Source organism: Luteibacter rhizovicinus DSM 16549 (assembly GCF_001887595.1).
Taxonomy (GTDB): Bacteria; Pseudomonadota; Gammaproteobacteria; order Xanthomonadales; family Rhodanobacteraceae; genus Luteibacter; species Luteibacter rhizovicinus.
Window position 1 is genome coordinate 1,823,109 of the sequence record NZ_CP017480.1, and the last position, 12,537, is coordinate 1,835,645.

The window sequence follows — 12,537 nt, forward strand, 5'->3', positions numbered from 1 at the left end:
GGGGGGGTTAGCCCGGCGCGAAGAAGGTCTGGATGGCCTGCGGCACGAAATTTGCGGCGGTGCCGAATTCCCGCGCCAGATGGGAGGCATCGCCGTACTTGACGGCCGAAGCAAGGGCTTCAGAGGCATGGGCATTCGAGAGCACGTCGGCGAGCTTCGCCTTGGATGCGTGACGTAACGAGGCGTCGCGGCCGATAGCTTCCAGTATTTCGATTGTGTCCAACATATGTCACTTCCTATGGTTGTCAGGGGGCGTGGGAGCTTGCAAATGCATCAGTGACACCGAATGCGCCTCCTGCCTCGCGATCATGGTCGATGATTGAGAGAAGGTCTGGATGGCGTGTGGGAGATACATGCGATTGTTGCCAAGTTCCCGCGCCAGGTACGAAGCGTCGCCGTGCGCGACGGCCGAACTAAGGGCCTCGGTCGCGCGAGCCTGATTGAGAGCGGCGGTTCAAATTCGACTACGAATAACTCTGGATGACTTGCGGCAAGTACATGCGCTTGCTACCTAGTTCCCGCAGCAAGTGGGTGGAATCACCCGATGCGACGGCGGCGGTTAGTGCCTCCGTGGCTTCAGCCTGTTCGAGCGCGTTCGTGAGTTCAACGGCCGAGGCGTAACGCAGCGAGGCATCGCTACCAATGACTTCGAGCATTTCGATCGTATCCAACATGTCGCTTCCTTTCCTGTGGTTGACGTAGTCATTTCTGGCGGTAGATCGATCACTAACTAGACGCTACAGTTAGGGTCGGTCAAAAAAGCTCTGGGAAATCTGCGGCGCATGCATCTGCGAGCCGCCAAAGTCTTGGCGAAGGCGGGTGATGTCGCCCGACACAACGGCTTCCGTTAGTGCTTCGATTGCCTTGGCGTTCTCGAGTGCGCTCGCAAGATCCACCGTCGGCGCATAGCGCAACGAGGCGTCGCTGCCGATAGCTTCAAGCATTTCAAGTGTGTCGAGCATGTCTCCACTTCCTTCCTGTGATTGTAGGTTCGCCTGAGAGGCGTGCCGAGTCGTAATTTATGTGACGTGTCTTGGTTTGACGATGCGATTCAATCCGGGTCGGACGCGAGGAACGTCTGGACGGCCTGAGGCGCATACATCTTCCGTCCGTCGAATTCTTGATCAAGGCGAGAGGTGTCGCCGCTTGCAACAGCAGCCGTGAAGGCCGCGCTTGCCTGCGCTTTCTCAAGCACGTTGGTGAGCTCCACCGTGGACGCATAGCGCAACGACGCGTCGCTACCGATGGCTTCGAGCATTTCGATTGTGTCGAGCATGTCCATTCCTTACCGTGATCGTTGGCGGCGTACAACGGTCCGTGGCTCAAACCGACGTCGCCGGTGTGAGCAAATCAACGAGTGATTCAGTCGATGTCGGACGAGACGAATATCTGCTGGGTGACCTGGGGTGAGAAATTCTTGATGTTGCCGAACTCCCGGGCCAAGTGGGACGAGTCGCCGGAAGCAACTGCTGCGGTGAGCGCGTCGCTTGCCCGTCCAGCTTCGAGCACAGTGGTCAGCTCGACGGTCGAGGCATAGCGCAACGACGCATCGCTGCCGATGGCTTCAAGCATTTCAAGTGTGTCGAGCATGTCTCCACTTCCTTCCTGTGATTGTAGGTTCGCCTGAGAGGCGTGCCGAGTCGTAATTTATGTGACGTGTCTTGGTTTGACGATGCGATTCAATCCGGGTCGGACGCGAGGAACGTCTGGACGGCCTGAGGCGCATACATCTTCCGTCCGTCGAATTCTTGATCAAGGCGAGAGGTGTCGCCGCTTGCAACAGCAGCCGTGAAGGCCGCGCTTGCCTGCGCTTTCTCAAGCACGTTGGTGAGCTCCACCGTGGACGCATAGCGCAACGACGCGTCGCTACCGATGGCCTCGAGCATTTCGATTGTGTCGAGCATGTCCTTCCTTCCGGCGAATGTGGATGTGGAAGTGCGGTGGGCCGACTAACCTGGATCACCGCACCTTGGTGCCCATCAATCAAACGAATCAGCTAAGTTCAGAAGAACAAAAGCTCTGCGTGGCCTGGGGCTGGTACATCTTCCTGTAACCAAACTCCTCGTCCAGGCGGGAGGCATCGCCGGATGCAACAGCCGCGGTGAACGCTTCGCTGGCCTTGCCGCGTTCAAGCACGGTCGTGAGCTCTACCGTCGACGCATAGCGCAACGATGCGTCGCTGCCGATAGCCTCAAGCATTTCAAGTGTGTCGAGCATGTCCTTCCTTCCGGCGAATGTGGATGTGGAAGTGCGGTGGGCCGACTAACCTGGATCACCGCACCTTGGTGCCCATCAATCAAACGAATCAGCTAAGTTCAGAAGAACAAAAGCTCTGCGTGGCCTGGGGCTGGTACATCTTCCTGTAACCAAACTCCTCGTCCAGGCGGGAGGCATCGCCGGATACAACAGCCGCGGTGAACGCTTCGCTGGCCTTGCCGCGTTCAAGCACGGTCGTGAGCTCTACCGTCGACGCATAGCGCAACGATGCGTCGCTGCCGATAGCCTCGAGCATTTCAAGTGTGTCGAGCATGTCCTTCCTTCCTGTGATGGTGCATATGAAAATGCGGTGACCCTACTAACCTGGATCACAGCACCTAGGTGTCCATCGATCAAACGAATCAGCCCAGTTCGGACGAAAGGAACGTCTGCGAAGCCTGAGGCTGGTACATCTTCCTGTGACCAAATTCCTCGTCCAGGCGGGTGGCATCGCCTGATGCAACAGCCGCGGTGAACGCTTCGCTCGCCTTGCCGCGTTCAAGCACGGTGGTAAGCTCCGCCGTCGAGGCATAGCGCAACGACGCGTCGCTGCCGATGGCTTCCAGCATTTCAAGTGTGTCCAGCATCGTATTCCCCGTGAAGTGCGGCAGTTAGACTTGTGAAACCTGCGGCAGAAACATTCGCTTGACGCCCAGCTCCGCGAAAAGCTCAGAGCTATCGCCCGTTACGGCAGCGGACGTCAGGGCAGGTGAGGCGTGAAGCTGTTCCAGAGCCGCACTCAGCGCGTCCGTGTGAGCGTGGCGCAGCGATGCATCGCTGCCAATCGTTTCCAGTATGTCAATCGTGTCCAGCATGTACTTCCCCTTACTGTGGTTGATGACGCCATGGTTTGAGCGGTTAGTTCAGGCGGTCGCCGCTTCCTGCTCCAGCTTGTCCAACGCAGCAAGCCGCTCACGAATTTCATGGTTTGGCTTGAGCGCGGCGGCCGGCGGGATGACCACGGTCTCTTCGGTCGGCACGTCGACGAAGGGAAGGTCGCGCAGGGCAATGCGGCGGATGCGCGGCTTCTGGATCGGCAGGGTCACCGCGCGGTAGATGATGATCTCGTGGTCGAGTGGGTAGTCCTTGGCCAGCACATCGACCAGCACCTGACGGTATGCGCCGCTGGTGGTGAAGCGGGCGAGAGAGCGATCGCCGACCAGGCCGACTTGCCACAGGACGAGGTAGCTGCTGGGATCGATGCGGCGCTCATAGAAAAGAATCTGGCCGGCTTCGTAGTGCTGGCAGCCCACGGTGCCCGGGTCGATGCCCAGATCGGCGTAGAGGCAGTCCTCGGCGGAGACGCCCGGCTCCATGTGGGCCTGGAAGCCTTCGGCGCGGGCGACCTCGATGACCTTGTGCGGCGACCAGGCGAAGATGCCCGGGTGGCCGTAGAAGACGCCGCAGACGCGCTTGCCGGCGCGGACTTCGACCATCATCAGTTCGACCCATTCTTCATAGGTCTTCCGGCGCGACTTACCTTCCTTGTAATAAGGCTGCAGGCTGCGCACGTCGGAGTTCATGCGCTGGAGCCACTGCTCGACGATGTTGTCCGAGAGGCCAGCGAAGATCACGTCAGCCTGTTCGATATGGCTGCGGGACAGCGGGGTGAGGTGGGAACCCAGGGTCATGCCCATGCCAACGATGGCGATGCTGCCCTGGCGCGTATCTTTCGGCGGTGCTACGAGAGGTGTGTTCATCGCGTGATAGTAGGCGAAGTTCCGCGACGGAAGCACGCTCGGCCGCACAACTTTTTCAACGTTTCGACGGCTCGCTTGTCTTGCCGAAATTGCATAGTCCGAGTGCGCTTTATGTGGCGCCTTTAGAGCTTGCGGGCTAGCATCCATGCCGGTTACGCATAAATGCCGGGGCAGCCGCCGACGGAAGCTGGACAGGAATTTCTTGCGCGCATGGACCCGATTCTTGCGGCTATCGAGGACGCCGAGAACAGCGTGCGGGAGACGGCGAGCTGCGTGGCGTGCTCCGGGTCGGCATGCCGTCCCCAGGACATGGTCCGCGAGGCGGTGGACGTCGGCATCCGCGTCGGGCCCCTGCCGGACTTGAGCGGCACGGCCCGGCTGATCGGCCAGATGCATCGCGTGGTTGCCGGCATCGGATACCTAGCCGGCGCCCGCGCTACCACCTCACGCGGGAATACTCCGACTGCTCCAGCCACTCCTGAAACCCCCGCGTGCCAAGCGTTGCGTCCGCACGGGGCAACAGGACGTCCTCGTCCAGAATGGCGCCGAAGTACGGTGCGTCGGCGTCGAGGATGACGTCGCAAGGCGCTTCGATGTCGAGCAGGAAGCGCTGGACGATGTCGAACAGGCGCTCGCGCGTGGGCCCGGCGACCTGGATCGAGCCGTTGATCGGCATCGCCACCGCCGCCTCGGCGATCACCGCCGCGACATCGTCGGAAGCGACGGGCTGGATGAAGGCCGACGACAGCCGCACCGTCTGGTCGCGCACGGCCGAGCTGACAATGTCGACGAGGAACTCATAGAACTGCGTCGCGTGCACCACCGTAAACGGGATGCCCGAGTGTCGGATGAGGACTTCCTGCAAGGCCTTGCCCCGGAGATAGTGGCTGTCGTCGAGCAGGCCGGTGCCGACGACCGAAAGCGAAACGTGGTGGCGCACGCCGGCTTCGGCTTCGGCCGCGAGGAGGTGTTCGCTCGCGGCCTTGAAGAACTCAAACGCCGCGATGTCGTCGAACGAAGGCGAATTGCTGACGTCGACCACTACATCGATGCCGGCCAGTGCCTGCCTCAGCCCCTTGCCAGTCGTGACATCGACGCCCGTCGACCGTGAGGCGGCGGTGGTCTCGTGCCCCGCTGCCCGGAGTCGCGCCACGACGTTCCGGCCGACGAGGCCGTAGCCACCAATGACCAGGATGTTCATACCTACCTCGCGTTCGCATCGGGCGGATGCCGAAGAAGCCGGCATGCGGCTTGATGCTACGGATGCGGGGAGGGAGGCAGTAGGTCCGACGACGGCACGGGAATGGTTCCATCGCGGCAACAATCGCCGCGACTACCTCGCCAGGAGCCGCCGTGACAGCTCGCGGAATGCCTCACCGACGACACCCGGATTCTCGATCCACGGGAAGTGGCCGGCATCGGGTACTTCGCAGGTCAGGACGTTCGGCGTGCCGTAGCTTGGATCATCCCAGCCGCGCTGGCTGACGATGCGATCGTTCGCGCCCCAGAGGCGCAGCACGGGTATATCGGTGGGCCACCAGCGGGCCTTATACGTGTGATCGAAGTTCACATCCGACCACTCGACCGCTTCGCGGTTGTAAGGCATGCGAGCGAGGAGTGCACGACCGGTCTCGATCGCCCACGGCTGGAAATTCCACTCCGTCGATTCCAGCACCAGCGTGGTCAGGTTGGCCACGCTGTTGTCGCGCCCGTAGGCAACCAGCGCTTCCTCGAATCGTGGCAGCGGGTGATCCTGCGTCATCTGAACGTACTCGGCGTGCCACGCACAATCGGGCGCGGTGTCGAGAAGCACGAGGCCGACGATATGCTCGCGAACCTCCGGCGTGGCGAGCAGATACATGCCGCCAGTGGAATGGCCGGCAAACACGACGTTCGGCAATTCCTGCGCGGCCTCCACCAATACGTGTGGCCACAGCCGGAACGGGTCGTCGTGCTGGCGACCGGTGTTCGAGCCATCGCCCGGCAGATCCACGAGCCAGATCGTCCCCGGCACGTCCATCGCGTCGGCCAGTTCCTGCAGGCTTTCCGACCCGATGCCCGGACCGCCGGGGAGCAGCAGCCAGTTGAGGTCGCCCGGTCGGGACGAGTGCAGGCGCATGCGGACGCCGGAGGTAGTGAATCGCGTTTCCAAGGTCATACCCTCCTCTGGAAGGCCCACATCGTAGCGTCAAGGCTCCACGGTCTGCGGATCGATGGGCGGAAGCGGGGCCGTCGACAAGCTTGCCGGCTTCGCGTCCGGAGAGCGAAACGTCGCCGGCTGGACGGCGAGCACCCGCTCAATGGCCACCATGCTAAAAACGCCCATGTGACCGTAGCCTCCCCAGAATGAGACCTTGTGATTCAACGACATTCGTTCGCCGGCGAAGAACCGGCCGACGACGGTGGCGGTCACGGCCCTGGGGCCACGCTGCTGTAAGAGGCGCTGGAACTGCTCGAAGGTCGCATCTGCTACCAGGTTGCAGGTAATCCCTTCGACGACCAACGGCTCATTGCGGTCCGCACCAATGTCGTTCGTGCAGCAGTACTTCGTTTGCGATTTCTGCGTTCCACCGTATTCGAGCCACAACCCCATGCCGAAGCCTTGCTGCGAGGGGCAGCCTTCCATCGGCATGGTGAAGTTCTCGAAGTCGTGCTCGACATAAGCGGTGATCTCGACCATGTCGTGGTTGTAACGGCCTGGGTCGCTTAGCAGTTGGCAAAGGGTGAGTTTGACCGGCTCGACAGGGCGCGCCCGGATGCCGCTGGAAAAAAGGCCCGCGAAAAGAAGCAGGACAACGGCGGCGATACCCACGCGCTGCTTCGCAACGCTCGTCCGCAGGTGGCCCACGGATCGTATGCTCGTCGCTTCCATCCGTTTCCTCCCTGCCATGGCGTGCGCCGAATCTACATGGGCCAGCCCTTCCCGGACAGCCTCCCAGTCAGGTTACTCTATACCCTTGGGATGATGCACGAAGGGGGAAAGGGAATGACGGCAAGACAGATCGTTGCGGTTGGTTTGAGGCTGTTTGCACTCTCGCTGTGCATGGGCGCGATCGACATGTTCTGGCGAGCTGCCGCGCTCTACAACATGGCCGCCGCCTGGGGCAGTCCGCTCTGGTTCGGTGTGCCTCTGGTCGCGCTGTTCCTCGTGGGAGCGGCGGTCATCTGGATCATGAGCGGTCCGCTGTCCCGTTGGCTCATATCCGGACTCGGAAAGATGGAGGCGACGAAGCCTTCGACCATCGATCTGCTGGCGGTCGGCTGCATGCTGATGGGACTGTGGTGGCTGAAGGAGTCGCTTATTCCCTTCGTCAGACTCTGGCTCAATGCCCTCGAGCTGGCACCGGCACGTGGCGTATCGGCTTTTGTATGGCTCGGCTCCGAAGGGAAGGTCGGCGTCGCGATGTACATCCTGCAGATCGTCGCGTCAGGATGCCTCGTGCGTTGTGCCTACCCACTCGCGCGCTGGCTGCTTCGGCAGGCCCAGGCATCCGAGGCATCGACGTCGCCGATCGAGCCATAAGGCGCTGATTCGCCGGAAGCGACACTATCCTCTGACCCGATCCTGCCGCACGACGCACGTCTGCGGATCACTCGTGTGGTTCGCAAAGATCAGGTCACGAAGGTCTTTGTCGGACGCGGGCATCGCGATAGCGAAGCTCAGCAACACGCCGTACTGAAGACCGATGTAGTTCATCCACTCCCGCGCAGGTGGCGAGTGAGGCATGCGGTAATCGAAGACGACGGTGCACCCATCGGGTCGGGTCAGGTGGAGCGGACGGTGCTGCGGGCGAGGCTTTTCCCAGTCGTCGCCAGAGTCATTGCGTAGATCGCGCATCGTCCGGGGAAAGTAGGGTGCGGCATAGCCTTCGGCGCATCCGGCGCAGACCACCATGCCGTCGTTCATCCATCCGGCACGCCTACCACCTGGCGCTTCGTAGCCCACGGCCAGGGTCGAGTCGCCGGTGAACATGGCGTACGCCATCTTCCAGCCGCGGGGTACGAGGGACCAACCGCCGTCGAACACCAGCATGACCCGAGCGCGCATCGCCTTGGGAAGCACATCGGTGAATGGCGTGGGTGGACCTTGTTCAAACCATAAGCCGTCTACATCGCGGTAGCCGAGTTCGAAGGCGGGAATGTCGGTGATCGGCTTGCCGGCGGAATCCTTGGCCACGATCGGCGTCAGGCGGAAGTCCTTGCCGTTTCCATAATCGCCTTTCGTCACCGGCTCGGGCGGCATCTGCGCGGCTGCCGCCACGACGAAAAACAGGCCGGCGAGGCCAGCCATCCACCCACGTCCTGCCCGCATGCGGCGCGCTCCCCCGTCAGGTCACTCTTGGTCCGGTAGCCATCGCCCGGGCCGTCCGTGCGGACTCTATATCGGAACGGGATTGCCGAGCACCATCCTCACGTGACGGACGCCAGGTTGGGAGTCAAGGCGCGTGGCAGTACAGTCCGAGCTGTCGCTCCGACCAGCCAGGTGAGGATGCTCGATGGACTTCATGCGTATCCTGCAGTCGCTCGAAGAGTTCCTCTACGAGATCATGGGCTGGTTGGTGTTTTACCCCCGCGCCCTATGGAGGACGCTCTGGCATCCGGTGGCCGTCGCCGTCTACACGGGCGAGCAACTGAAGCAGCCGCGCGAAGAGCAGTTCACCGAGATGGTCAGCCCTCCGCTGATGCTGATCCTGACGATCGTGCTGGCGCATCTGATCGAACTGGGTACGCGTCACGGCGCGCCGGTGATCGACACCGTCCTGGGCAGGGAGCTGTTCTCGTCCGAACAGATGGTCATCGCGACCCGCAGCGTCGTTTTCTGCTTCTTTGGCTTGTTCGGTGCGATGGCCATGCTAAGGCACCAGCGACAGCCGACGAACAGGGAGTCGCTGCGCCATCCGTTCTACATCCACTGCTACCTGCTCGCCCCGTTCGCGCTGGGACTGGCGATAGCGTCGACCATCATCAGCTTCGCGAAGGGCGACTGGATACTCGTGGGCGCAGCGTTACTGATCCTCAGTTGCCTCTGGTACGCGTGGGCGCAGATTGCGATCTACGCACGGCTTCTGAAGCTTTCGTGGTGGCGAGCCATGGCGACGGCAGTGGTCGCCAATAGTCTTGCCACGGGCGTGATCGTCGGTTTGTACCTGGTCGTGGCCGGCGTACGGTGAAGCCTCAAGGTCGCGCACCGAGTCGCTGTCGATGCGCAAGCTGCTTCGCCCGGTTGCCACAGGCGGACATGCTGCACCAGCGACGGACGTGACCGCGCGTGTGATCGGCGAACAACAGCGTACAGGTCGGACCTTCGCAGGCCTTCACGTAAGAGAAGTCTTGCTCGGCGACCAGCGTCGCCATGGCTTCGGCGACCGGAAGGAGCAGCGACTCGGGTGACGTCCACCGGCGCACTCGCTCGAAGCCGATGGTGCCCGAATCGAGCGCGACCACACGGCCGTAGCCTTCGTCGCGCGCGAGCAAGCGATTCAGCGGGTCGAGCTCACGCAGGCTCGCCGATGTGAGCGGCTTGCCCTTGTGCTCCCGAACGAATCCCCGGAACCACTCCCGCAGATCCCGAACCTGCTCAGCGAGCCGATCGAGCTCACCCGGCATGGCGCCGCCCCGCATGGCGACGAGGACGTCCGCCGGTACCAGCTGGGCCTGCCCGAGCCAGTCGATCAACCCGTCGCCGTCGTCGATCCAGTCGATCGTGACGTTCGTCGGCGTCGCGATGGAGTTGAGGAAATCGAGGCCGGTCGAGTCGGCGATGAGCATGGCGGGGGTAGGGGAAGGCATGGGCGTCCTTGGGTGATGACAACAAAGTAACCGCCTAAAGTGGAGTTGACAAGTTACGCGGACGCAAATAACCTCGTCGACGTAGTTTAGATGGTTACTCGGGCCGTCCTCGCCAGACCGCGCCGGCCACCTTCCCAACATTCCCTCAGTGGAGCTTCGAGCGATGTCCGAGCAGACCGTCCGCGTTGTCCTTGTCCCCGGCGCCTGGGCCGATGGCTCCAGCTGGTCGAAGGTGATCGTCCTTCTCCGAAACGAAGGCATCGAGGCGGTCTCGGCACCGATCCCGCTGACGAGCCTGGCCGATGACGTCCAGGCGCTGGAGCGCACCCTCGACCGCGTCGCTGGGCCGGTCGTTCTCGTAGGCCACGTGTATGCAGGTGCGGTGATCGGCGAAGCTCGCCATCCCCAGGTGCGGGCGCTGGTCTATGTCGCGGCTCTTGCACCCGATGAAGGTGAGACGGTCGCGGATGTCTTCTACCGAAACGAGCCGCATCCTCTTGCGCCGACGCTCGCGCCGGACAGTCACGGTCTGATCTGGCTGCCGCGTGACGCATTCGCGTCGGCGTTCGCACAGGACGCATCGCCCGAAGATCAGGCGTTAGCGATGGCGACCCAGCGTCCGATCTCGCCTGCGTGCATCACGGTGCCGGTCGGGCGTCCACGGTGGAAGGACATCCCTGCGTGGTACCTGCTGGCCGAGGAGGACCGCATGATTGTCGAGAAAACCCAGCGCTTCATGGCCGAACGCATGCGTGCTCGCGTCCATGCCCTGCCGGTCGACCACACGCCGGGCGTCACGGCACCCGATGCCGTTGTCAGCGTGATCCTCGAAGCCGTTCGCGGCGTCATTCACTGAGAGCCGGAGCATTGCCATGTCAAAGACAGTCGCCATTGTCACGGGAGCCAGCCAGGGTACCGGCCGATCCACGGCACTGCGCCTTGCGCGGGATTTCGGCGCGATCGTGCTGGTCGCGCGCAACAAGGAATCCCTGGAGTCGACGGCCTCCGACATTCGTCGGGACGGTGCGGAAGCACTTGTCATCGACATGGACCTCGGTGCACCAGCCTCGGCGAAAGCCGTGGTCGAGCAGACGCTGGCGACCTTCGGTCGCATCGACGCCCTGCTCAACATCGCCGGCGCGGTACCGCAGATCGATCTGTTCGCGATGACTGATGAACAATGGGATGCGGGCATGGCGCTCAAGCTCCACGGGGCGCGTCGCCTGACGATCGAAGCGTGGCCGGCGCTGAAGGCGACTCACGGTTCGGTCGTCCTCATCTCGGGCAACTCCGCCGAGACGCCGAAGGCCCCCTATGCAGCCGTCGCCACGATCAACGCGGCTATCGTCGCGCTCGCCAAGGCCTTCTCGGATCGGGGAATCGCGGATGGCGTGCAGGTAAACAGTGTCTTGCCGGGTCCCGTCATGACGGGCCGCCGTCGTTCCTATCTCGAGCATTGGGCGCCGTCACACGGCATGACGGTGGAAGAAGCCACCACGGCGTTCCCTCGCGAGGCAGGTATCGCTCGCTACGGTGAGCCGGAGGAGATTGCCGAACTCATGGCTTTCCTCGTGTCGCCGGGTGCGAAGTGGATGACGGGTTCGACGATCCGGATGGACGGTGGCGAAGTAAAGGCGACCTGATCGTGGATCCAGAGCCGCCGCCGTCAGCCCTGCTTGAGCGGCGTGTACGTGGCCCGATAGCTGCGCGGGACGACGAACGGCATGATGAATCGACGCAGTCCATAGGGCAGTCGCGCCGACTTCGACAGACGATCCGTCATAGCCTGCACATGCGCCACGCGTGGCTGGCGGGCTTGCTCGAAACGCTGGCCGACCACAGCCATGTCGTCGGTGTCCGAGACGATGCCGGCGAGTGCGAGCGCATCTTCCATCGCCAGCGCCGCGCCTTCGGCCCACACCGGTGCCGTGGCGTGCGCCGCGTCACCGAGAAGTACGACCCGACCTTCGCTCCAGCGGCTCAGGCGCACTTCCTCGATGGGCGAATGGTAGAGCGACTCCGGATGAGCGAGCGCCCAGGCGAGCGCTTTGCGCACGCGCTCGGGGAAGTCACGGAATGCCTGATCCAGCTGCCTAAGATCGTCGCCCGCGACATTCGGCGAACTCACGGCGACCCAGCCATAGACCGTCGCATCGTCGATGGGAAGCAGCAGGATCGTGCCGTGCTCGCCCGTCCACACCGTCCAGCCATCGACGCCGGGATTGGGTGCCATGAAGCGCCAGCTGGCGGAAGCGATGTGAGCGGCAGAAGGCTGCGACGCGCCCATGACCGCCTGGCGCACCGTGGAGCGCACGCCATCGGCGCCGACTAGCAGGCGTGTGGAGAGTTGCTCATCGTTGTCGAGACGGACATGGACGGTCGAAGGATCTTGCTGGACCGAGGCGATGGCGCGATCCGACCGGAGTTCGGAACCCTCCATGCCGTTGCCGAGCATCGCCATCAGGTCGGCGCGACGCACCGCGCGCGGGCGGTGCGTCGCGCCCCAGAAGCTGTCTTCGTCGATCGCGGCAAGCAGGCGATCGTCGCGCGAACGGTACTCACGCTTGCGCACCGGGTGTCCCAGCCGCGCGATCTGTGCGCTGAGGCCGAGCTGCTCGAGTGCCGCGATGGCGTTGCCGGGAAGATTGATGGCAAGACCGCCATCGGCCGCCACGGGCCGGCGCTCGACCACGAGGGACGCGATGTCGCGTTGTTTCAAGGCGCGCCAGGTGGCGAGGCCGGCGATACCGCCGCCGGCGATGACGATGCGCTGCGAATCTTCGACTGCCAT

At 62.9% G+C, this 12,537-nt stretch carries 21 protein-coding genes; 4 read left to right on the forward strand and 17 right to left on the reverse strand.

Translation table 11 applies throughout. The features are described from left to right. Positions 1–7 precede the first annotated feature (7 nt). The 14 genes from BJI69_RS08220 to BJI69_RS08285 all read right to left on the reverse strand — a co-directional run bounded on the left by BJI69_RS08220 (position 8) and on the right by BJI69_RS08285 (position 6,768). Positions 8–226 carry a hypothetical protein gene (locus BJI69_RS08220; RefSeq protein ID WP_046968362.1) on the reverse strand — a complete coding sequence of 73 codons (219 nt, stop codon included), beginning with the start codon at positions 224–226 and terminating at the stop codon, positions 8–10. A gap of 238 nt (positions 227–464) precedes the next feature. After that, entirely contained in the window at positions 465–674 is a 210-nt protein-coding gene (locus BJI69_RS08225; protein ID WP_052767258.1) for a hypothetical protein, read from the reverse strand. A 69-nt stretch (positions 675–743) separates the two neighbouring features. Continuing rightward, positions 744–962, reverse strand: a complete 219-nt coding sequence (locus BJI69_RS08230) for a hypothetical protein (protein ID WP_052767257.1) — start codon at positions 960–962, stop codon at positions 744–746. Positions 963–1,051: 89 nt separating this feature from the next. Then, positions 1,052–1,276 carry a hypothetical protein gene (locus tag BJI69_RS08235; protein WP_052767256.1) on the reverse strand — a complete coding sequence of 75 codons (225 nt, stop codon included), beginning with the start codon at positions 1,274–1,276 and terminating at the stop codon, positions 1,052–1,054. An 86-nt stretch (positions 1,277–1,362) separates the two neighbouring features. Further along, on the reverse strand, positions 1,363–1,590 hold the full coding sequence (locus BJI69_RS08240) for a hypothetical protein (protein ID WP_046968361.1): 228 nt from the start codon (positions 1,588–1,590) through the stop codon (positions 1,363–1,365). 89 nt (positions 1,591–1,679) lie between these two features. Further along, complete coding sequence (locus tag BJI69_RS08245; protein ID WP_052767256.1) at positions 1,680–1,904, reverse strand: hypothetical protein; 225 nt, start codon at positions 1,902–1,904, stop codon at positions 1,680–1,682. An 88-nt stretch (positions 1,905–1,992) separates the two neighbouring features. Continuing rightward, complete coding sequence (locus BJI69_RS08250; protein ID WP_071924906.1) at positions 1,993–2,217, reverse strand: hypothetical protein; 225 nt, start codon at positions 2,215–2,217, stop codon at positions 1,993–1,995. Between the two features lie 88 nt (positions 2,218–2,305). Beyond that, entirely contained in the window at positions 2,306–2,530 is a 225-nt protein-coding gene (locus tag BJI69_RS08255) for a hypothetical protein (protein WP_071924907.1), read from the reverse strand. 88 nt (positions 2,531–2,618) lie between these two features. Further along, the gene (locus BJI69_RS08260) at positions 2,619–2,843 is read right to left on the reverse strand and encodes a hypothetical protein (RefSeq protein ID WP_046980348.1); all 225 of its coding nucleotides are present in this window, start codon (positions 2,841–2,843) and stop codon (positions 2,619–2,621) included. 24 nt (positions 2,844–2,867) lie between these two features. Continuing rightward, positions 2,868–3,071, reverse strand: a complete 204-nt coding sequence (locus BJI69_RS08265) for a hypothetical protein (protein WP_052767375.1) — start codon at positions 3,069–3,071, stop codon at positions 2,868–2,870. A gap of 48 nt (positions 3,072–3,119) precedes the next feature. Beyond that, on the reverse strand, positions 3,120–3,956 hold the full coding sequence (locus tag BJI69_RS08270) for an SAM-dependent methyltransferase (RefSeq protein ID WP_046969431.1): 837 nt from the start codon (positions 3,954–3,956) through the stop codon (positions 3,120–3,122). A gap of 436 nt (positions 3,957–4,392) precedes the next feature. Next, the gene (locus tag BJI69_RS08275) at positions 4,393–5,157 is read right to left on the reverse strand and encodes an SDR family oxidoreductase (protein WP_046969386.1); all 765 of its coding nucleotides are present in this window, start codon (positions 5,155–5,157) and stop codon (positions 4,393–4,395) included. Positions 5,158–5,289: 132 nt separating this feature from the next. Beyond that, on the reverse strand, positions 5,290–6,108 hold the full coding sequence (locus BJI69_RS08280) for an alpha/beta fold hydrolase (protein WP_211258544.1): 819 nt from the start codon (positions 6,106–6,108) through the stop codon (positions 5,290–5,292). Between the two features lie 36 nt (positions 6,109–6,144). Continuing rightward, positions 6,145–6,768: a hypothetical protein gene (locus tag BJI69_RS08285; RefSeq protein WP_181016750.1), complete on the reverse strand. Its 624-nt coding sequence runs from the start codon at positions 6,766–6,768 to the stop codon at positions 6,145–6,147. Between the two features lie 96 nt (positions 6,769–6,864). Between BJI69_RS08285 and BJI69_RS08290 the strand changes: the two genes are divergently transcribed. Then, complete coding sequence (locus BJI69_RS08290) at positions 6,865–7,479, forward strand: hypothetical protein (RefSeq protein ID WP_125903014.1); 615 nt, start codon at positions 6,865–6,867, stop codon at positions 7,477–7,479. A gap of 24 nt (positions 7,480–7,503) precedes the next feature. Here BJI69_RS08290 and BJI69_RS08295 read toward each other — a convergent pair whose 3' ends face one another. Further along, complete coding sequence (locus tag BJI69_RS08295; RefSeq protein ID WP_125903015.1) at positions 7,504–8,268, reverse strand: hypothetical protein; 765 nt, start codon at positions 8,266–8,268, stop codon at positions 7,504–7,506. Positions 8,269–8,452: 184 nt separating this feature from the next. On the opposite strand from BJI69_RS08295, the gene BJI69_RS08300 reads away from it, so the two are divergent. Beyond that, positions 8,453–9,127, forward strand: a complete 675-nt coding sequence (locus BJI69_RS08300; protein ID WP_046969391.1) for a hypothetical protein — start codon at positions 8,453–8,455, stop codon at positions 9,125–9,127. Between the two features lie 4 nt (positions 9,128–9,131). Here BJI69_RS08300 and BJI69_RS08305 read toward each other — a convergent pair whose 3' ends face one another. Continuing rightward, complete coding sequence (locus BJI69_RS08305) at positions 9,132–9,746, reverse strand: CGNR zinc finger domain-containing protein (RefSeq protein ID WP_046969392.1); 615 nt, start codon at positions 9,744–9,746, stop codon at positions 9,132–9,134. A gap of 163 nt (positions 9,747–9,909) precedes the next feature. Between BJI69_RS08305 and BJI69_RS08310 the strand changes: the two genes are divergently transcribed. Then, a complete protein-coding gene (locus BJI69_RS08310) occupies positions 9,910–10,602 on the forward strand; it encodes an alpha/beta hydrolase (RefSeq protein ID WP_046969393.1) in 693 nt (230 codons plus the stop codon). Between the two features lie 16 nt (positions 10,603–10,618). Next, positions 10,619–11,389: an SDR family oxidoreductase gene (locus BJI69_RS08315; RefSeq protein ID WP_046969394.1), complete on the forward strand. Its 771-nt coding sequence runs from the start codon at positions 10,619–10,621 to the stop codon at positions 11,387–11,389. Between the two features lie 23 nt (positions 11,390–11,412). On the opposite strand, the gene BJI69_RS08320 is transcribed toward BJI69_RS08315, so the two are convergent. After that, entirely contained in the window at positions 11,413–12,537 is a 1,125-nt protein-coding gene (locus BJI69_RS08320) for an FAD-dependent monooxygenase (RefSeq protein WP_046969395.1), read from the reverse strand.

Coding starts and splice junctions, on each gene's coding strand:
- BJI69_RS08220 (WP_046968362.1), bottom strand. CDS start 226: ATGTTGGACACAATCGAAATACTGGAAGCTATCGGCCGCGACGCCTCG.
- BJI69_RS08225 (WP_052767258.1), bottom strand. CDS start 674: ATGTTGGATACGATCGAAATGCTCGAAGTCATTGGTAGCGATGCCTCG.
- BJI69_RS08230 (WP_052767257.1), bottom strand. CDS start 962: ATGCTCGACACACTTGAAATGCTTGAAGCTATCGGCAGCGACGCCTCG.
- BJI69_RS08235 (WP_052767256.1), bottom strand. CDS start 1,276: ATGCTCGACACAATCGAAATGCTCGAAGCCATCGGTAGCGACGCGTCG.
- BJI69_RS08240 (WP_046968361.1), bottom strand. CDS start 1,590: ATGCTCGACACACTTGAAATGCTTGAAGCCATCGGCAGCGATGCGTCG.
- BJI69_RS08245 (WP_052767256.1), bottom strand. CDS start 1,904: ATGCTCGACACAATCGAAATGCTCGAGGCCATCGGTAGCGACGCGTCG.
- BJI69_RS08250 (WP_071924906.1), bottom strand. CDS start 2,217: ATGCTCGACACACTTGAAATGCTTGAGGCTATCGGCAGCGACGCATCG.
- BJI69_RS08255 (WP_071924907.1), bottom strand. CDS start 2,530: ATGCTCGACACACTTGAAATGCTCGAGGCTATCGGCAGCGACGCATCG.
- BJI69_RS08260 (WP_046980348.1), bottom strand. CDS start 2,843: ATGCTGGACACACTTGAAATGCTGGAAGCCATCGGCAGCGACGCGTCG.
- BJI69_RS08265 (WP_052767375.1), bottom strand. CDS start 3,071: ATGCTGGACACGATTGACATACTGGAAACGATTGGCAGCGATGCATCG.
- BJI69_RS08270 (WP_046969431.1), bottom strand. CDS start 3,956: ATGAACACACCTCTCGTAGCACCGCCGAAAGATACGCGCCAGGGCAGC.
- BJI69_RS08275 (WP_046969386.1), bottom strand. CDS start 5,157: ATGAACATCCTGGTCATTGGTGGCTACGGCCTCGTCGGCCGGAACGTC.
- BJI69_RS08290 (WP_125903014.1), top strand. CDS start 6,865: ATGGGCCAGCCCTTCCCGGACAGCCTCCCAGTCAGGTTACTCTATACC.
- BJI69_RS08295 (WP_125903015.1), bottom strand. CDS start 8,268: ATGCGGGCAGGACGTGGGTGGATGGCTGGCCTCGCCGGCCTGTTTTTC.
- BJI69_RS08300 (WP_046969391.1), top strand. CDS start 8,453: ATGGACTTCATGCGTATCCTGCAGTCGCTCGAAGAGTTCCTCTACGAG.
- BJI69_RS08305 (WP_046969392.1), bottom strand. CDS start 9,746: ATGCCTTCCCCTACCCCCGCCATGCTCATCGCCGACTCGACCGGCCTC.
- BJI69_RS08310 (WP_046969393.1), top strand. CDS start 9,910: ATGTCCGAGCAGACCGTCCGCGTTGTCCTTGTCCCCGGCGCCTGGGCC.
- BJI69_RS08315 (WP_046969394.1), top strand. CDS start 10,619: ATGTCAAAGACAGTCGCCATTGTCACGGGAGCCAGCCAGGGTACCGGC.
- BJI69_RS08320 (WP_046969395.1), bottom strand. CDS start 12,537: ATGGCAGTCGAAGATTCGCAGCGCATCGTCATCGCCGGCGGCGGTATC.